20 protein-coding genes are annotated in these 18,618 nt (G+C 56.9%); 5 read left to right on the plus strand and 15 right to left on the minus strand.

The window, feature by feature from the left end; translation table 11 throughout:
- Positions 1-49 precede the first annotated feature (49 nt).
- Both B9Z48_RS15520 and B9Z48_RS15525 read left to right on the plus strand, forming a co-directional pair.
- Positions 50-1,189, plus strand: a complete 1,140-nt coding sequence (locus B9Z48_RS15520; protein ID WP_089959641.1) for a ribonucleotide-diphosphate reductase subunit beta — start codon at positions 50-52, stop codon at positions 1,187-1,189.
- Positions 1,190-1,381: 192 nt separating this feature from the next.
- Positions 1,382-1,936: a histone gene (locus tag B9Z48_RS15525; protein ID WP_108379735.1), complete on the plus strand. Its 555-nt coding sequence runs from the start codon at positions 1,382-1,384 to the stop codon at positions 1,934-1,936.
- Positions 1,937-2,014: 78 nt separating this feature from the next.
- Here B9Z48_RS15525 and B9Z48_RS15530 read toward each other — a convergent pair whose 3' ends face one another.
- From B9Z48_RS15530 to B9Z48_RS15555, 6 genes are all read right to left on the minus strand, one after another.
- Positions 2,015-2,905, minus strand: coding sequence for a zinc-ribbon and DUF3426 domain-containing protein (locus B9Z48_RS15530; RefSeq protein WP_108379601.1), 891 nt, complete (start codon positions 2,903-2,905; stop codon positions 2,015-2,017).
- Between the two features lie 33 nt (positions 2,906-2,938).
- Positions 2,939-3,832 carry a 50S ribosomal protein L11 methyltransferase gene (prmA, locus tag B9Z48_RS15535; RefSeq protein WP_108379603.1) on the minus strand — a complete coding sequence of 298 codons (894 nt, stop codon included), beginning with the start codon at positions 3,830-3,832 and terminating at the stop codon, positions 2,939-2,941.
- A 6-nt stretch (positions 3,833-3,838) separates the two neighbouring features.
- A complete protein-coding gene (gene accC / locus B9Z48_RS15540) occupies positions 3,839-5,188 on the minus strand; it encodes an acetyl-CoA carboxylase biotin carboxylase subunit (protein ID WP_089959652.1) in 1,350 nt (449 codons plus the stop codon).
- A 15-nt stretch (positions 5,189-5,203) separates the two neighbouring features.
- On the minus strand, positions 5,204-5,650 hold the full coding sequence (gene accB, locus B9Z48_RS15545; RefSeq protein WP_089959658.1) for an acetyl-CoA carboxylase biotin carboxyl carrier protein: 447 nt from the start codon (positions 5,648-5,650) through the stop codon (positions 5,204-5,206).
- Between the two features lie 161 nt (positions 5,651-5,811).
- Positions 5,812-6,354 carry a TlpA disulfide reductase family protein gene (locus B9Z48_RS15550; RefSeq protein WP_108379605.1) on the minus strand — a complete coding sequence of 181 codons (543 nt, stop codon included), beginning with the start codon at positions 6,352-6,354 and terminating at the stop codon, positions 5,812-5,814.
- Positions 6,355-6,368: 14 nt separating this feature from the next.
- Positions 6,369-6,953: a hypothetical protein gene (locus B9Z48_RS15555; RefSeq protein ID WP_108379737.1), complete on the minus strand. Its 585-nt coding sequence runs from the start codon at positions 6,951-6,953 to the stop codon at positions 6,369-6,371.
- Positions 6,954-7,024: 71 nt separating this feature from the next.
- On the opposite strand from B9Z48_RS15555, the gene mpl reads away from it, so the two are divergent.
- Both mpl and B9Z48_RS15565 read left to right on the plus strand, forming a co-directional pair.
- On the plus strand, positions 7,025-8,395 hold the full coding sequence (mpl, locus tag B9Z48_RS15560) for a UDP-N-acetylmuramate:L-alanyl-gamma-D-glutamyl-meso-diaminopimelate ligase (RefSeq protein ID WP_108379607.1): 1,371 nt from the start codon (positions 7,025-7,027) through the stop codon (positions 8,393-8,395).
- A gap of 5 nt (positions 8,396-8,400) precedes the next feature.
- Positions 8,401-9,285: a DMT family transporter gene (locus tag B9Z48_RS15565; protein WP_108379609.1), complete on the plus strand. Its 885-nt coding sequence runs from the start codon at positions 8,401-8,403 to the stop codon at positions 9,283-9,285.
- Between the two features lie 57 nt (positions 9,286-9,342).
- Here the strand turns inward: B9Z48_RS15565 and B9Z48_RS15570 are convergent, their stop codons facing one another.
- The 9 genes from B9Z48_RS15570 to B9Z48_RS15610 all read right to left on the minus strand — a co-directional run bounded on the left by B9Z48_RS15570 (position 9,343) and on the right by B9Z48_RS15610 (position 17,753).
- Positions 9,343-10,464, minus strand: a complete 1,122-nt coding sequence (locus B9Z48_RS15570) for a 3-deoxy-7-phosphoheptulonate synthase (RefSeq protein ID WP_090044949.1) — start codon at positions 10,462-10,464, stop codon at positions 9,343-9,345.
- A gap of 230 nt (positions 10,465-10,694) precedes the next feature.
- Positions 10,695-12,155, minus strand: a complete 1,461-nt coding sequence (gene tldD, locus B9Z48_RS15575; protein ID WP_108379739.1) for a metalloprotease TldD — start codon at positions 12,153-12,155, stop codon at positions 10,695-10,697.
- A gap of 111 nt (positions 12,156-12,266) precedes the next feature.
- The gene (locus tag B9Z48_RS15580; protein ID WP_108379611.1) at positions 12,267-13,343 is read right to left on the minus strand and encodes a P1 family peptidase; all 1,077 of its coding nucleotides are present in this window, start codon (positions 13,341-13,343) and stop codon (positions 12,267-12,269) included.
- Between the two features lie 67 nt (positions 13,344-13,410).
- Positions 13,411-14,298: an NAD(P)-dependent oxidoreductase gene (locus B9Z48_RS15585; protein ID WP_108379613.1), complete on the minus strand. Its 888-nt coding sequence runs from the start codon at positions 14,296-14,298 to the stop codon at positions 13,411-13,413.
- Complete coding sequence (gene rodA, locus B9Z48_RS15590) at positions 14,295-15,449, minus strand: rod shape-determining protein RodA (RefSeq protein ID WP_089959690.1); 1,155 nt, start codon at positions 15,447-15,449, stop codon at positions 14,295-14,297. The genes B9Z48_RS15585 and rodA overlap by 4 nt, the downstream gene beginning before the upstream one ends.
- On the minus strand, positions 15,450-16,448 hold the full coding sequence (locus tag B9Z48_RS15595; RefSeq protein ID WP_108379615.1) for an NAD(P)H-dependent glycerol-3-phosphate dehydrogenase: 999 nt from the start codon (positions 16,446-16,448) through the stop codon (positions 15,450-15,452).
- Positions 16,449-16,475: 27 nt separating this feature from the next.
- A complete protein-coding gene (gene secB, locus B9Z48_RS15600) occupies positions 16,476-16,940 on the minus strand; it encodes a protein-export chaperone SecB (RefSeq protein WP_089959696.1) in 465 nt (154 codons plus the stop codon).
- A gap of 118 nt (positions 16,941-17,058) precedes the next feature.
- Positions 17,059-17,319 (minus strand): glutaredoxin 3, encoded by a 261-nt coding sequence (grxC, locus tag B9Z48_RS15605; protein WP_089959699.1) that lies wholly within the window; start codon positions 17,317-17,319, stop codon positions 17,059-17,061.
- A 32-nt stretch (positions 17,320-17,351) separates the two neighbouring features.
- Entirely contained in the window at positions 17,352-17,753 is a 402-nt protein-coding gene (locus B9Z48_RS15610) for a rhodanese-like domain-containing protein (RefSeq protein ID WP_089959702.1), read from the minus strand.
- A gap of 114 nt (positions 17,754-17,867) precedes the next feature.
- Between B9Z48_RS15610 and gpmA the strand changes: the two genes are divergently transcribed.
- A complete protein-coding gene (gene gpmA, locus B9Z48_RS15615; protein WP_089959705.1) occupies positions 17,868-18,605 on the plus strand; it encodes a 2,3-diphosphoglycerate-dependent phosphoglycerate mutase in 738 nt (245 codons plus the stop codon).
- Positions 18,606-18,618 lie beyond the last annotated feature (13 nt).

The following is an 18,618-nucleotide window of genomic DNA, read 5'->3' on the forward strand; positions in this document are numbered from 1 at the left end:
CTTTGCAATTTCACCGCATGCTTTCATAATCTGAGAATTGGAATTTTTTATGTTGTCTTGGGACGATCAAGTTAAACCCGCATCGCAAACTGCAATGCCTTCCGTTCATGGCTCTGATGCATCGACCATCACCGAGGCAGCGCTGTTTCACGCCACGACTTCGGCAGCGCCGCGACGAATGAATGCAGCGGACAAGCGGATCATCAATGGCCAAACCGATGTGAACCAGTTGGTTCCTTTCAAGTACAAATGGGCTTGGGAAAAATACTTGGCCACTTGCGCAAACCATTGGATGCCGCAAGAAGTCAACATGAACCGAGACATCGCTTTGTGGAAAGATCCCAATGGCCTGACAGAAGATGAGCGTCGCATTGTCAAACGCAATCTTGGTTTCTTCGTGACAGCAGACTCTTTGGCTGCCAACAACATCACACTGGGTACTTACCGGCACATCACGGCACCTGAGTGCCGTCAGTTTCTGTTGCGTCAAGCCTTTGAAGAAGCCATCCATACCCACGCCTACCAGTACATCGTTGAATCTTTGGGGCTCGATGAAAGCGAGATTTTCAATGCATACAACGAAGTCAAATCCATCCGCGACAAAGACGAATTCCTCATTCCCTTTATCAGTGCGATCATGGATCCGCACTTTAAAACCGGCACATTGGAAAACGATCAGACCTTGCTCAAGTCGCTGATTGTTTTCGCTTGCTTGATGGAAGGCTTGTTTTTCTACGTTGGTTTCACACAAATTTTGGCTTTGGGTCGCCAAAACAAGATGACGGGCGCGGCTGAACAGTACCAATACATTTTGCGCGACGAGTCGATGCATTGCAATTTCGGTATCGACTTGATCAATACCGTCAAGCTTGAAAATCCTCAACTCTGGACTGCCGAGTTCAAAGCAGAAATCAATGAGCTTTTCTTGAAGGCGGTGGAACTGGAATACCGTTATGCCGAAGACACCATGCCCCGCGGTGTGCTGGGCATGAATGCCTCCATGTTCAAAGGCTACTTGCGCTACATTGCCAACCGCCGCGCCACACAAATCGGTTTGGACGCCTTGTTCCCCAACGAGGAGAACCCTTTCCCATGGATGAGCGAAATGATTGATCTGAAAAAAGAGCGTAACTTCTTTGAAACTCGGGTCATCGAATACCAATCAGGCGGCGCTTTGTCTTGGGATTGATGGTCTGACCTGCAAAGCAATGAAATCCATTAAACAGCCACGCACCACAATGCCCTCGGGTGATGTGGTGTGTGGCTTTACTGCGTTCATGGTGCTGAGGAGCCCCTCAACACCATGGATCGTTTTGTGCAGTCCAACAAGCACAAAGCGTTCCCTTTCCGTTGAGATCTCAACTTGATCAAGGAGAAAATCATGGCAACTGCAAAAAAAGCAACAGCAAAAAAAGCTGCTCCCGCGAAAAAGGCCGCTCCGGCCAAAAAAGCTGCTGTAGCAAAGCAACCCGCAGCCAAAAAAGCTGCACCAGCCACCAAGGCAGCACCGGCTAAAAAAGCGGCTGTCGCCAAAAAGCCAGCAGCTAAAAAAGTAGCACCTGCAACCAAAGCTGCTCCCGCCGCTAAAAAGGCTGCAAGCGCTAAAAAAGCTGCTCCCGCTAAAAAGGCCGTAAGCGCTAAAAAAGCAGCTCCAGCAAAAGCAACCGCTCCAGCGAAAGCAGCTGCTCCAGCTAAAAAAGCCGTTGCAGCCAAAAAAGCTGCTCCAGCTAAAAAAGTCGCAGCAGCGCCTAAGGCAGCACCTGCAAAAAAAGCTGCAGCCAAAAAAGCAGCTGTCAAAAAACCAGCAGCCAAAAAAGCCGTTGTGAAGAAGGCAGCCAAAAAACCAGCGGCAAAGAAGGCATCCAAAGCGCCTGCTGCTCAAACCACTCTGAATCCTCAAGCAGCCTGGCCGTTTCCTTCGGCAGCCAAGCCCTGATTCAGCAGGTCATACCTGACCGCCAAACCCGTCACTGGTTTCAGTGCCGGGTTTTTTGTTGTCAAAAAATGGATTCACTCAGGGGTAGAAACTCAAAATTCGATAATCGCTGAACGGCGTCTCATGGGCTGTGCGCAAACTCAATTGCCCCGTCCAAGTTTGACCTGCTGGGAGAGACTTCGGTGCGCCCATTTCTTGGGGCAAAACCACTTTGCGTAAAACCGGTTGTTGGTTTCCAGACAAAAGAGTCAACTCCAATGCCGTCATGGCCACCATGCTGTCCGAGGTATTTCGAAGGGTCCAGGAGAGTAAAAAATCGTCAGTGCGTCGCACCAAAGTCGAGCTTTCAATGACCAAAGCCTCCACATCTTGCGAAGGCTCAAGCGTACAGCCCACGGATTGACACACAGCATCAAAACCCACCGCAACTGCAGGCCAATGCAAAGCAAGGACATGCCTCTGCACAAACGCAGCCTGCAAGATCAACATCAAGACCAACAATACAAATGTGGCCGGCCAAAGCTTGGATGGATTGACTGAATTGGGTCTTTGCGCAAGCGACAATTCGCCCGCGACCTGAGGCGCATCTGCGCGAAGGACGGTGGATGCCAGGTCGGAAGGCAAACTCAGTGGTTGACGAAAAGACGACAAAGCATCTTCAAATGAGACCAAGGCCTCGTTGCTTGGAGAACTGGCTTGCAAAGAGCCTGGATCTTCGACTTTTAACAGACCATCTGTTGGGACAGATTCATGGCCCAAGGGCATGGCGGTGGCTGCGCTGACCGGCGTTTCACGAGTGACATGCGTGAGATCCGACTCTGCCAAGGGTTCCCAAAACAAAACCAAGCCAGTGCTGTCAAAAGCATGCTCGCAATGACCACACCTCAACCAACCGCCTGCAGCTTGCAACTGTTCTGAGTCCACACGGTAGACTGTGGCGCAAGCTGGGCAGCGAGTTATCCTGTTCATCCACTGATTGTAGTCAGGCGATTGAGCAGATTGCTATGCTTGCTCGTTGGCTTTGGCGGTCATCAAAATCCAGCCTTCTTGGGTATCTGCCACCTCTAAACGGATCCAAGGGGCATAGGCCAGCTTGAGTTCATCAGCCTGTCGCTCCAAAATACCCGCCAGGACCAAGGAACCTCCAGGGGCCACATAGGCACAAAGCAATGGGGCAAGCACCTTGAGCGGTGTGGCCAAAATATTGGCCAGAACTGTTTGGTACTGGCCTTTCGCCTTGTCTGGTAAACCTGCCGTCAATTGCACACCATTGGCTTGCGCATTGAGTTCGGTCGATGTCACGGCCGCATCGTCAATATCCACAGCATCAATGACTGTTGCACCGTACTTGGCTGCACCAATGGCCAAGATTCCGGAGCCGCAACCGTAATCGAGGACACGTTGGTTTTGAACACCATTTTGAGCAATCCAGCGCAAACACATGCGCGTGGTGGGGTGGGTGCCGGTACCAAAAGCCAAACCCGGATCCAGCCGGATGATTTGGCGAGCCTGACTGGGGGGCTCATGCCAAGTGGGGACAATCCAAAAGTCGGAGGTCACCTCGACAGGCGTAAATTGGGATTGCGTGAGCCTCACCCAATCTTGATCTTCCAATGTCTGAATGCCTAAAACTTCGCAGTCTTCAAAAAAATCTTGAAGCTCCAGCAAGGCCAATGCATCGTTAGCTTGCACCTCTTGTGCAAACAAGGCCACGACTTTGGACCGTTGCCATCCCTCTTTGGGTGGGGGCATGCCGGGCTCACCAAACAAGGCTTGCTCAGCAGGGGTTTGGGCATCGGCATCTTCGACAGACACACTCAAAGCATCCAACGCATCAAGTGCATCGCTCAAGACATCGACCCGGTCTTCTGGACACAACAGACTCAGTTCAAACATATGGCCTCAGCGTTTGTGCTGGCTCAGCCAGTGTTCAAGGTAATGGATGTTGGTGCCCCCTTGCATGAATTTGGCATCGACCATCAACTCCCGGTGCAAGGGCACATTGGTGTTGATGCCCTCGATCACGGTTTCATTCAAAGCCGTTTGCATCCGGGCCAAAGCTTGCTCGCGGGTGTCACCATGAACGATCAATTTGCCAATCATCGAGTCGTAATTGGGCGGCACAAAATAATTGTTGTAGACGTGCGAGTCAACACGCACACCCGGGCCACCCGGCATGTGCCATGAGGTGACGCGGCCAGGTGATGGCGTGAACTTGAACGGATCTTCGGCATTGATGCGGCACTCGATGGCATGACCCCGAATTTGGATCTGCTTTTGCGTGAAGGGCAGTTTTTCGCCCGCAGCGACCATGATCTGGGTTTTGACGATGTCGACCCCAGTGATCCATTCGGTCACAGGGTGCTCCACCTGAACGCGGGTGTTCATCTCAATGAAATAGAACTCACCATTTTCAAACAAGAACTCGAAGGTGCCCGCACCACGGTAGCCAATTTTCTTGCAGGCGGCAACGCAGCGCTCGCCAATTTTGTCGATCAGTTTGCGGGGAATGCCTGGTGCCGGGGCTTCTTCGATCACTTTTTGATGGCGACGCTGCATGGAACAATCACGCTCACCCAAGTAAACAGCATTTTTGAACTTGTCAGCCAGAATCTGGATCTCGATGTGGCGCGGGTTCTGGAGGAATTTTTCCATGTAAACCGCAGGATTGCCAAAGGCTGCACCGGCTTCAGCTTTGGTCATTTGCACCGCATTGACCAAAGCAGCCTCGGTGTGCACCACACGCATACCGCGACCGCCACCACCACCTGCAGCTTTGATGATCACAGGGTAACCCACCGCTTTGGCAATGCGACGAATTTGCACCGGATCATCGGGCAACTCACCTTCGGATCCTGGCACACAGGGCACACCCGCACGGATCATGGCCTGTTTGGCAGACACCTTGTCGCCCATGATGCGAATGGACTCAGGTGTTGGTCCAATGAACTGGAACCCGCTTTTTTCGACACGTTCGGCAAAATCGGCGTTTTCACTCAAAAACCCATACCCTGGGTGAATCGCTTCGGCATCGGTCACTTCAGCTGCTGAAATGATGGCGGGCATATTCAGGTAACTCAGCGAAGACGCCGCAGGACCGATACAAACCGCTTCTTCGGCCAATTTGACGTATTTCGCTTCTTTGTCGGCCTCTGAGTAAACCATGACCGCTTTGACACCCAACTCTCGGCAAGCCCGTTGGATGCGCAAAGCGATCTCACCACGATTGGCGACCAGGATTTTCTTGAACATGAAATCCCCGTTGGCTTATTCGACGATGAACAAAGGCTGACCGTACTCCACGGCCTGACCGTTTTCACACAAAATCTGCGTGACCGTGCCGGATTTGTCAGACTCGATTTCGTTGAGAATCTTCATCGCCTCAATGATGCACAAGGTGTCACCCTCTTTGACCACCGAGCCGATCTGGATAAACGGTGCAGCACCCGGACTGGAGGACCTGTAGAAAGTACCGACCATGGGCGACTTGACTGCATGACCCACTGGTGCAGCAGGGGCCGCAGGTGCTTCTGGAGCGACAAAAACGGGGGTCACAGGCAAAGGTGCAGGTACTGCTTGCTGCATCACCACAGGCGCGGCCAAACCGTTGCCTTTGACAATGCGGACTTTGCCTTCGGCTTCGGTGATTTCCAGTTCGGTCACATTCGAATCGGACACCAAGTCAATCAATGTTTTAAGTTTGCGTAAATCCACGGATCCTCCATTGCTGTAAGCACATGTAATCGATCGAATTTACACCAAATTTCGGTAAAACCCCTCAAAAATCTGCTTACAGACCAGATTTCAGATGCGGTCGACCAGAAAAAGGGCACTTTTCAGACGAAGGAAGGGCAAAAATCTTCATCACACCCGCTTCACACGCTGTTGCGACGCCACTCATCCAGATCAGCCTGGGTCAATTGACCCATCTTTTGACGCCAAATGCTGCCATTTGAATTGAAAAAGACGGTAAAGGGCAATCCACCTGCTGCGTTACCCAACGACTTGGCCAAATTGGTGCCCTCCAAACCGGCCAAACCCACGGGAAAAGCCAAAGGTTGTCGCTCCAGAAAACGGCGAACCGCACTCGGTTGATCAATGGCCAATGCCACAACTTGATGACCGTTAGGTGCATTTTCACGCCAGAAGGCGTTGATCATGGGCAACTCTTCGATACAGGGTGGGCACCAAGTGGCCCAAAAGTTCAACAACAGGGGTTGACCTTTGAAACTGCCCATCGACAAAACAGCACCCGCAGGGTTTTCGAATTGCTGACTCCAAACAGGGTGACTTTGGACGTTGGCCACCGCCTTGGGCTCAAAACGCCATAAGGACAAGCCAACACCTGCCACAGCAGCCGCTGCACCCGCCCCCAATAGCAAATTGCGCCGAGAAGCATTTGAATTGAGATTGTTCATGCGTGGATTGTCTTTCAAGCAGCCAGCAAGCGCTCCAGAGCGGCCAAATCGCCACGAGGTGAACGGCCTTGCCCATCGGGCAGCAAAGCACCGCGCAAATCGTCGAGGTCGTAAATGCGCAGGTGCACGCCCACATCTTCATTTAAACCCATACAAAAACTGTGCAGGCTCAGCACCTCTACATCGTCACCATGCAGTCCGCGCACGGTTTGGGTCTCGTAGCGCTGGTTCTGGTTGATCAGGGCGATTTCGGCCGATTTGGGGTCATCACAAAACAAGGCCAGATCCACGTCACACAGGCGGGTGGCCCAGCCTTGCCAGACCGCACCGCCCAGGTGCGGGCGAAATTCGGCCAAGCGCTGCATCCAGACCCGCGCCAATTCGCGCAAGGCCAGCAACTCGCCAGGCTGCGTGTCGGCACAAAACAAGGCGATGTAGTCGCGCACCTCGGCCTCGACCACATCGTTGGTGGGCAAAGCGGTGCGCGTGGGCAGGCCCAGCTCTTTGAGGGCGCGGTGCTTGGCCGGGCCAAAGGCCAAGCCTTCTTCCACCACCAAACGGGCAGCAGTGCCGGCAATTTCAAGGGCAAACTCGTTCATGGGCACCGATTGTGACCGGCCCCAGCGGCTCGCAGTCCAAGCTTTGCCCGATGGCCCCCTAAAATCCGGGCATGCATATACATATCTTGGGCATTTGTGGCACCTTCATGGGGGGCTTGGCCGCGCTGGCCCGCGAGGCTGGGCATCGTGTCACGGGATGTGACGCGGGCGTTTATCCACCCATGAGCGACCAACTGCGCTCTTTGGGCATCGAGTTGATCGAGGGTTTTGACGCCGACCAGATGGCCCTCCAACCCGACCTGTACGTGATCGGCAACGTGGTCAGCCGCGCCCGCCTGCCAGACGGCAGCCCCAAATTCCCGCTGATGGAAGCCATATTGGAGGCCGGTGCGCCCTATACCAGCGGACCCCAGTGGCTGTCCGAACATGTGCTGCAAGGCAAACATGTGCTGGCGGTGGCGGGCACACACGGTAAAACCACCACCACCTCGATGCTGGCCTGGGTGCTGGAGCAAGCAGGGCTGGAGCCGGGCTTTCTGGTGGGCGGCGTGCCGCTCAACTTTGGCGTCTCGGCACGTCTGGGCGGCGGGAAGTATTTCGTGATCGAAGCCGACGAATACGACACCGCCTTTTTCGATAAACGCAGCAAGTTTGTGCATTACCGCCCGCGCACCGCCATCCTGAACAACCTCGAGTTTGACCACGCCGACATTTTTGACAACCTGGCGGCCATTGAACGCCAGTTCCACCACCTGGTGCGCACCGTGCCTGGTTCGGGCCGGGTGGTGGTCAACGGCCTGGAAGAAAGCCTGACACGCGTGCTGGCCCAAGGCTGCTGGAGCGAAGTGCGCAGCTTTGGTTCGACCGTGAGCGACTTTGTGGCCGAAGGCGAACCCTCGCAGTTCCAAGTGTTGCAGTCTGGCCAATCCGTGGCCGAAGTGCGATGGGCCATTGGCGGCGTGCACAACCAGCTCAATGCACTGGCCGCCATCGCCGCCGCCGAACATGTGGGCGTGAGCCCCGCTGTGGCGGCAAAAGCCATGGCCTCGTTTGAAAACGTCAAACGCCGCATGGAAGTGCGCGGTTGTGTGAACGGCATCACCGTTTACGACGACTTTGCCCACCACCCCACAGCGATCCGCACCACCGTCAACGGCCTGCGCCGTCAGGTGGGCCATGCCCGCATCCTCGCCATCTTCGAGCCACGCAGCAACACCATGAAGCTGGGCACCATGAAAGCCCAACTGCCCTGGAGCCTGGAAGAAGCCGATTTGGCCTTTTGCCATTCGGGCGGACTGGGCTGGGATGCCACTGCAGCCCTATTGCCCATGGGGGCCAAAGCGCAGGTGGGTGCCAACATAGACGAAGTCATCGCCCAAGTGCTGGCCAAAGTGCAGCCCGGCGACCACCTGCTGTGCATGAGCAACGGGGGCTTTGGCGGCATTCACGCCAAGTTGCTCCAAGCCATTCAAACGGTCTAAAGGGCATGCTGAACAACAGCAACCGGCGACTGGGTATTGGACTGGTCACCTTGACCACGCTGATGTTCGCGGTGCTGGACACCACGGCCAAGTGGCTGGTGCTGAGTTTGCCGGTGTTGCAAGTCGTGTGGCTGCGTTTTCTCACGCACTCGCTGTTTTCCTTCGCGGTTTTCGCCCCCAGCATGGGGCTGTCGCTGGTGCGCTGGCACCATCCCCGGCTGCAATTGCTGCGTGGTCTGATGTTGGCCTGCATGACGGGCCTGAACTTTTGGGCCCTGCAATACCTGCAACTGGCAGAAACCGGTGCCATGCAGTTTTCCGTGCCCATCTTGATTGCTGTGCTCTCGGCCTGGTGGCTTGGAGAAAAGCTGGATGCCCGGCGCTGGGTCGCCATTGCCGCAGGCTTCATCGGCGTGCTGATCATCATTCGCCCGGGCAGCCAAGCTTTTCACCCGGCCATTTTGCTGTCTGCGGGCAACGCCGTTTTGTACGCCCTGTTCAACTTGCTGACGCGCCGCCTGGCCAGCCAAGAACATCCGGCCACCATGCAGCTGGCATCGGCACTGGTGTCCACCGCTGTGCTCACCCCTTTTGCGCTGTGGACATGGCAAACCCCCAGCAGCGGCTGGCAGTGGCTGCTGCTGGCACTGGCCGGACTCAGTGGCGGCGCGGGTCACTATTTCGCAGCGCAAGCCCACCGATTTGCTTCTGCCGCTGTGCTGGGGCCGTTTCTCTACCAGCAGATCCTCTACATGACCCTGGGCGGCTGGCTGGTCTTTGACCAAGTGCCCGACCGTGCGGTGTTGTTGGGCGCGACCATGGTGGTGGCCAGCGGTCTTTACCTGTTGTGGCGCGAGTTCCAAGTCAAGACCGAATCACCTGCGGTCTGAGCCCGAGGGCAGCGCCTGAAGGCTGGACAGGCAGTCCAGCCCACAGACCTCTGCAATTCAGCCTGCGCGGCGTGCCTTCACCGCATCGGACAACACCTGCAACACGCCCTCGCTGTCGTCCCAGCCAATGCATGCATCGGTGATGCTCTGGCCATAGGTCAGATTCGCCACATCGTGCTGGCCGGGTGTGAACTTCTGGGCACCGTCTTTGAGGTGGCTTTCAACCATGACGCCGAACACCTGGCGTGAGCCACCGCTGATTTGTGCGGCGATGTCCTTGGCCACGTCGATCTGGCGCTCGTGCTTTTTGCTGCTGTTGGCGTGGCTGCAGTCCACCATCAGAGTGGCAGGCAGCTTGGCAGCTTCCAGTTCCTTGCACGCGGCGGCCACGCTTTCGGCATCGTAGTTGGGCGCTTTGCCACCGCGAAGAATCACATGGCAGTCCTGGTTGCCCTGGGTCTGCACAATGGCGACTTGGCCATTTTTGTGCACCGACAAAAAGTGGTGGCCACGGGCTGCCGCCTGAATCGCGTCAGTCGCGATCTTGATGTTGCCATCCGTGCCGTTCTTGAAGCCAATGGGGGCCGACAAGCCCGAAGCCAACTCGCGGTGCACCTGGCTTTCGGTGGTGCGGGCACCGATGGCGCCCCAGCTGATCAGGTCGCCGATGTACTGGGGCGAGATCACGTCCAGGAACTCGCTGCCTGCGGGCAGGCCTTGGCGGTTGATCTCGATCAGCAGCTGGCGGGCGATGCGCAGGCCTTCGTCGATGCGGTAGCTCTCATCCAGGTAGGGGTCGTTGATCAGGCCCTTCCAGCCCACGGTGGTGCGAGGCTTTTCGAAGTACACGCGCATCACGATCTCCAGCGTGTCCGCGTATTTGTCACGCAGGGGCTTGAGGCGGCGGGCGTAATCGAGGGCCGCAGCGGGATCGTGGATCGAGCAGGGCCCGATGATGACGAGCAGGCGGTCGTCTTGGCCATGCACGATCTTGGCGATCGATTGGCGGGTTTGGGAGATCAGGGTTTCCGTCGCCGTGCCGGCAATTGGGAAAAAGCGAATCAAATGTTCTGGCGGTGGGAGCACGGTGATGTCCTTGATGCGTTCGTCGTCGGTCTGGCCGGTACGGTCGGCGGCATTCGGATACCAGCTCTCGGGGGCTGCGGTTTTGGCGTTCATCGTGGACTCCTCAGATTGAAAAAAGGTCAAAAAAAACCGCCGGGCTTTGGGGCTCCGGCGGTGTGTGTCGAGATGTTCGGGTGCTTATGCGCTCGCCTCTCGTCCGCCGGGGACTGAGAACCAAAAATAAAAAAAGTAAAAAGCGATGCGCGAGGACATGGGGTTCAATGTATCACAGGTTGATGACGCTTCCTGACGGGTCCGCCCAAGGGCAAACCCGAACAGGCGCCTCAGGCCGTACCGCCCACGGTGAGGCCATCGATGCGCAGCGTGGGCTGACCCACGCCCACCGGAACGCTCTGGCCCTCTTTGCCGCAGGTGCCCACACCCGAGTCGAGCTTCATGTCGTTGCCGATCATGCTGATCTTCTTGAGCGACTCGGGGCCGCTGCCGATCAAGGTGGCGCCCTTGACGGGGTATTGGATCTTGCCGTTTTCCACCCAGTAGGCCTGGCTGGCCGAGAACACGAACTTGCCGCTGGTAATGTCGACCTGGCCGCCCGCGAAGTTGGTGGCGTACAGGCCCTTTTTGATGCTGGCCACAATTTCTTCGGCGCTCTTGTCGCCGCCCAGCATGTAGGTGTTGGTCATGCGCGGCATGGGCACATGGGCATAGCTTTCGCGGCGGCCGTTGCCGGTGGGCTTGACGCCCATCAAGCGGGCGTTCATCGAATCCTGGATGTAGCCGCGCAAGATGCCGTCTTCGATCAGCACGTTCTTTTGGGTGGCGTGGCCTTCGTCGTCCACGTTGAGAGAGCCGCGACGGTCAGAGATGGTGCCGTCATCGAGCACGGTGACGCCTTTGGCCGCCACGCGCTGGCCGATGCGGCCGCTGAAAGCGCTCGAGCCCTTGCGGTTGAAGTCGCCTTCCAGACCATGGCCTACGGCTTCATGCAGCAGCACACCGGGCCAGCCATTGCCAAGCACCACCGTCATCTCGCCCGCAGGCGCGGGGCGAGCTTCGAGGTTGATCAGTGCGGCCGAGACGGCTTCTTGCACATAGGTCTCGACCATGCCGTCGTCAAAGTAGGCCAGACCAAAGCGGCCACCGCCACCCGCACTGCCCACTTCGCGGCGGCCGTTTTGCTCGGCAATCACCGTGACCGACAGGCGAATCAAGGGGCGCACGTCGGCGGCCAGGGTGCCATCGGCCCGGGCCACCATGACCACGTCGTATTCGGTGGCCAGACCGGCCATGACCTGCACCACACGCGGGTCTTTGGCTCGGGCGATTTTTTCCACGCGTCCGAGCAAATTCACCTTGGCGGTGCTGTCCAGCGTGGACATGGGGTCCAGCGAGGGGTAGAGCGAGCGGCTGGCTGAGACCTTGCGGGCAGGCACTTTGACGCGTTTGTTTTGCGTCGCCTGCGCGATGGTGCGCACCGTCATGGCCGCGTCCATCAAAGAAGCTTCAGAGATGTCGTCCGAGTAGGCGAAGGCGGTTTTCTCACCCGACACGGCCCGCACGCCCACACCTTGGTCGATGCTGAAGCTGCCGGTCTTGACGATGCCCTCTTCCAGGCTCCAGCCTTCGGAGCGGGTGTACTGAAAGTACAGGTCCGCGTCGTCCACAGCGTGGGCCTTGATGGCGGCCAAAGCGCGGCTGAGGTGGGTTTCGTCCAAGCCAAAAGGCTCAAGCAAGAGGGAGCGGGCCGTGGCCAGACGTTCGATGGTGGGTTCGCGTGAAATCATGGGGGCCATTGTAGGCAGGGATCAAGACCCTTGCCGGGGCTGGAGAGACCAGGACCGTGCCGAACAGGACCAAACAAGGTTCGCGGGTCCGCAGACGGCCGACCCAAAAGCCTACATCCGGCCATGCTGGCGCATCAAGTCCAGCAGCTTGTCTGTGTCCAGCGCAGGCACCACATGCCCGGCCGGTTTGACAGTGGGCACATCCTCGCCCTGCACCAGGGCGTTGATGACCGCCTCGTCCACGGCCTGCACCGCGGCCTCGTAGAGCACATCCAGCACCTCCCAGTTCAGGCTGTGGCGCTGAATCACTGCGCCCATTTTTTCGGGGTGAGGCATGGGGTCGGCCACCGAAAAGGCCAGAAAAATATCGCCCGATGAATTGCCCCCCGGACTGCCTGAACGAGCAATGCCCAAGCCCGCCCGCTTGGCCAGCGAACGCAAGATCGCATCCGAGAGGGGCGCATCGGTGGCCAAAATGACAATGATGGAGCCACTTTCTTTCTTGGCAAAGCCGCCCGGCATGGCTTGACCCACAGGCACCCCCAACACCGACAGCCAGTGACGCCTGCCGTAATTGGCCTGCACCAAGGCGCCCAGGGTGTAGGTCTGGCCCGCCACCTGGATCTGGCGCGAAGATGTGCCGGTGCCGCCTTTGAACTCGTAGGCGATCATGCCGTTGCCACCCCCCACCGAACCCTCGGCCACCGGCCCGCTGGTGGCGGCATCGAGCGCGGCCACCGCATGCGCCGCTTGCACATGCAGGGCATTGATGTCGTTGAGCACCCCGTCATAGGTTTCGGCCACCACAGGCATGGCCCAGGCGTGATGGTTTTGAAAATGCTCGGCGTAACGGCCCAACATCCATTGCACCGCCCCCTGGTGGCACGCCCCCACCCCATGGGTGTTGGTGATCAGCACGGGCCCCAGAAAATACCCCGCATCGTTGATCCAGTGAACCCCGGTCATCTCGCCATTGCCGTTGAGGGCATGAAAACCCGCCCACACGGGCATGGGGTTGTTCGCATCCTGCCGGGGCACGATGGCCGTGACCCCGGTGCGCATGCGGCGCGAGGGATCGGTCAAAGTGGTGAAGCCCACCGTCACCCCGGGCACGTCGGTGATGGCGTTGAAGGGGCCGGTCTGGCCCGCAAAAGGCAGGCCCAATTCACGGGCTCGGGGTCGGTTCATCGGCGTCCTCTGGTTTCACAAGTTGCCACGAGGCGGGCATCCACAAGCGCTGCCGATGGCTGCTCGTTCAGCGCTGACGCATCAATTGCAACAAAGCCGCATCGTCCAGGTCGGCCCAGCCTTGCGCAAGGGCTTGGGCAAACAAACCGCGTGCAATCCTGCCCAACGGGGGATCAAAGGCCACTTCTTCGGCGGCCTGCAGAGCCAAGCCCGTGTCCTTGGCCAGCAAAGTGACATGGGCGCGAGGCTCGAAGTCACCGGCCAGGGCCCGACGCATGCGGTCAGAGCCAATCCAGCTTTGCCCGCTCGATGCCTCGATCACAGACAGCGTGGCCGCGGGGTCCAGACCCAGCCGCTCGGCCAAGGCCATGGCCTCGGCGGCTCCGGCCAAATTCACGGCGGCCAACAAATTGTTGACCAACTTGGTGCGTGCACCGTCTCCTGGGCGCGTGCCGACACGAAAAACTTGTTGGCTCAAGGCATTCAACAGCGTTTGGCTACGCTGCCACACCGCATCCGAGCAAGACACCATCAAACTCATGGTGCCCTCTTTGGCACGCAAAGGACCACCTGACATGGGGGCATCAATGAAATCGATACCCCTTTGCGACAGTCGTTCGGCCTGCCCTTGCACCGTTCCCGGCCCAAGCGTAGGACACAGCATGACCGACTGACCCGGTTGCATCACCGGGCCAGCACCGCCTTCGCCCCAAAGCACCACCTCGGTTTGGGCCGCATCCACCACGACCACCATCAACACGCCGTCGGGCGAAAGAAGCTGAGCGGCCTCCTTGGCAGAGCCACAAGCAATCGCCCCCAATGCCGCCGCATGCGACTGAACCTGCGGGTCAATGTCGTGGACCGCCACAGACCAGCCAAGACCGCACAAACGGGTCAGCATGCCACCGCCCATATTGCCCGCACCCACCACCGCGACCTGCATCAGTTTTGTCATGTTTGCACCAGTTGTTTGGATTTTGCAATCGACATCAAAATCCCCAAAGCCAGACCCAATGTCACCATGGCCGTGCCTCCATAACTGATGAAAGGCAAGGGCACGCCCACGACGGGCAAGATGCCACTGACCATGCCCATGTTCACAAATGCGTAAGTGAAAAAGATCATGGCCATGCTCGCTGCCAACAATCGACTGAACAAGGTTGGCGCTTGCATGGCGATGATCAACGCCCTGTAAATCAAAAAGAAATAACAAGAAATTAAAAACAGGCCCCCTGCAAAACCAAATTCCTCGCCATAAGCTGCAAATATAAAGTCAGTGGTGCGCTCAGGAATGAACTCCAGATGCGTCTGGGTTCCTTGCATAAAGCCCTTGCCCCAAAACCCACCTGAACCAATCGCAATCATGCCCTGGATGATGTGAAACCCTTTGCCCAGAGGATCGCGAGCAGGATCCAGCAAAGTACAGACTCTTTGCCTTTGGTATTCATGCAGAACGTGCCAATCCACGTTGGCTGCGCACAAAGAAGGTTCAAATGCCACCAAAGCAACAATACCAACTACAGCCAAAGCCAAAGGTGGCAAAATCCATCGCCATTTGAGACCGGCAAAGAAAATCACGGCCAAGCCCGCTGCCAACACCAGCAAAGCTGTCCCTAAATCAGGTTGCTTCATGATCAAGCCCACGGGCACACCCAATATCAACAAAGCCACTGCAAAATCAGATGAGCGAAGTTGACCTTCCCGTTTTTGAAACCAAGCAGCCAGCATCAAAGGCAAGGCAATTTTCAAAATCTCACTGGGTTGAATGACCACCCCCAGATTGACCCAACGCCGAGCCCCTTTTTTAGTGATGCCAAACAAAGCCACTGCGATCAACAAAATCACACCCATGGTGTAAACCGGGACAGCCCACGCCATCAACTTAGGTGGTGGAATTTGAGCCACCACAAACATGATGGCACCCGCAATGAGCATGTTTCGCCCATGATCAACAAAGCGCGTCCCGTGATCAAAGCCCGAGGAATACATGATCAGCAAACCGGCGCAAGCCAGCATGAAGACAGCAAAAGCCAAGGGACCATCAAAACCCTCAACAAAGCGCCACAGGCGTTGCAGTACGGTGGGTTTATGAATCGAGGCGACCATTTATGACTCACCTCTGGGATGACGCCCCATCAAGGCCTGAACGGCCTGCTGCGCACTCAAGTTGCCGTCCAACAAGGCCACCACAGCTTGTGTGATGGGCATCTCGACGCCCAACTGTCGCGCCCGCAAAAGCACTGTGCGGGCACTGTAAACGCCCTCGGCCACATGCCCCAATGAGGCCAATGCTTCGTTCAAGTTGAGGCCTTGAGCCAACAACAAACCCACCTTGCGGTTGCGACTCAAATCACCTGTCGCCGTCAAGACCAAATCACCCAAGCCTGACAGCCCCATAAAAGTATCACTTTTAGCCCCCAAAGCCATTCCCAAGCGGGTCATTTCTGCCAAACCCCGAGTGATCAACGCGGCTCGGGCATTCAATCCCAAATCGAGGCCATCGCATAAACCGGTGGCAATGGCCAAGACATTTTTGACTGCACCACCGACCTCGACACCCACCATGTCATCGTTGGCATAAACACGCAAAGCCGGACCGTGAAAGCCCGCGACAAGGGCATCGCGGACACAGGCATGGGGACTTGCTGCGACCAAGGCCGTGGGTTGATGCCGCGCCACTTCAAGGGCAAAACTCGGTCCACTCAAAGCACCCGCCAGCAAGTGGGGTGCCACATCACGCTGCACCTCGTGCGGCATCAGACCTGTGCCCGACTCAAACCCTTTGCAAAGCCAAGCCACAGGCGAACGCACCCCTTGCATGAGCTCGAGTGTGGGCCTCAGACCCGACATGGGCGTGGCAACGATGAACAATGTTTGCGCATCGGCGTCAGCGAGCAAGGGCGTCCAATCTCCACCTGAAATTTGCAACCGTTCGGGCAACTTGATACCGGGCAGATAACGCTTGTTTTGCCCTTCATCGCGCATGGCCTGCGCCTGTGCCGCGTCCCGAGCATGAAGGCGCACATCGTGATTGGCTGGATGCTGACAGGCCGCCAGCGCCAATGCAGTGCCCCAGGCACCTGCACCAATCAGGGTGATGTGCATCGCAACATGTCCGGGAAACGCTTGGAATTACTGCGGCAAGGACTCAGCTTGCTGTGCTTGCTGCTGCTCGTACATGGCCTGGAAGTTGATTTCGGCCAAGTGCACAGGAGGGAAACCGGCACGCGTGATCAAGTCGGCCACGTTGCCGCGCAGGTAAGGGTAAACAATTTGCGGGCAGGCAATCCCCATGACAGGGCCCATTTGATCATCGGGCAAGTGACGGATCTCAAAAATACCGCCCTGCTTGCACTCAGCCAAAAACACCGTCTTGTCTGCAATCTTGGTGTGCACTGTGGCGGTCACGCACACTTCAAACACGCCATCAGCCACAGGCGTCGCCTCCACACCGAGTTGGATGTCAACGCTGGGTTGCTGCTGGTCCAACAAAATGGCGGGGGAATTGGGTTGTTCCAATGACGCCTCTTTCAGATAGACACGTTGAATCTGAAAGACAGGCGCTTGGACTTCGTTTGTGACAGCGTTTTCAGTCATTTTTTACTCTTTTAAAAATAGTCTGACACCAGCGTCAGACGTTTGGGGCCATAAACAGCTAATTATCAACCATCCAAGCTCAGTCAAGTCACCTTGATGCCTTGGGTGCCACCGCAAGTCAAAGCGATTGCAAAAGGGGCACCAAACCACCCCGAGCATCCAGCGCCATCAAATCGTCGCACCCCCCCACATGGGTGTCACCAATGTAAATTTGAGGCACCGTGCGCCGACCTGTGATTTGCATCATGTGATCGCGCTGAGCAGGATCGGTGTCGATGCGGACTTCTTCAATCTCAAGGACGCCTTTGGATTTAAGAATTTGCTTAGCCCGAACACAATAGGGGCACACAGCGGTGGTGTACATCTTGACGGCTTGCATGAGATCTCCAGTTGATGTTTAAAAATTCAAAATCAGGCTTTTTCTGTGGGCATGCTGGCAGCAGTCCACGCCTTCAAACCGCCAGACAACGATTGAACATTCTCATAACCGAGCTTACGAGCTGTCGCTGCAGCACGAGCTGAACGGGCACCCACTTGACACACCATGACCACTTGGCTTGATTTGTTTTTCACCAACTGCCCCAATTTGGCCTCTAACTGACCCAATGGCAGGTTTTTCGCCCCGATCACATGGCCTCGGGCAAACTCATCGGGTTCACACACATCAATCACCACCGCTTTTTCACGGTTCATGAGTTGCACCATGCCTTGTGGATCCAAGCCATTGCCCTTGGTCAAAGCAGGCAACATCAACGCCACACCTGAGGCCAAGGCCACGCACAGCAACATCCAGTTTTCGAGGAGAAAGTTCACGAATCACACCCTTGTTCGGCAAAAAAAGAGGCCCGTCAGCGGGCCGCCAAAATTGCAATTCTAAAATGACAGGCTTAACCTCTGTTTTGAAGCGCCTCTTAGGGCCATTTGCTTATGTACAAACTTGTCCTCATTCGCCACGGCGAATCCACCTGGAACCTGGAAAACCGCTTCACCGGTTGGACCGATGTTGACCTGACCCCCACGGGCGTGAGTCAGGCCATGTCAGCAGGCAAACTGCTCAAAGCCGAAGGTTGGGATTTTGACCTGTGCTACACCTCGGTGCTCAAACGCGCCATTCACACGCTGTGGTACACCCTGGACGAAATGGACCGCACCTGGTTGCCAGTGGTCAAGGATTTTCGTCTGAACGAGCGCCATTACGGCGCACTGCAAGGCCTGAACAAGGCCGACATGGCCAAAGAGTTCGGCGATGAGCAAGTCTTGATCTGGCGTCGCAGCTACGACACCCCCCCACCCGCACTGCAAGCCACGGACAGCCGCTGTGAACGTGCGGATCGGCGCTATCCCTCGCCGGACCTTGTGCCACTCACCGAATGTTTGAAAGACACCGTGGCCCGAGTCTTGCCCGCTTGGAATGACAGCATCGCCCCCAGCATCCAATCGGGCAAACGCGTCCTGATCGCAGCCCATGGCAACTCCATACGTGCCCTGATCAAGTACCTTGATGGCATATCTGACACCGACATCGTGAACCTGAACATCCCCAACGGCATCCCCTTGGTGTATGAACTCGACGCACAGCTCAAACCAATACGTCACTACTACTTGGGCGATGCCCAAGCCGCCGCCGCAGCAGCTGCCGCAGTGGCCAGTCAGGGCAAGGCCTGATCACACCTGAGCC

The organism is Limnohabitans sp. WS1, assembly GCF_003063265.1.
Classification (GTDB): Bacteria; Pseudomonadota; Gammaproteobacteria; order Burkholderiales; family Burkholderiaceae_C; genus Limnohabitans_A.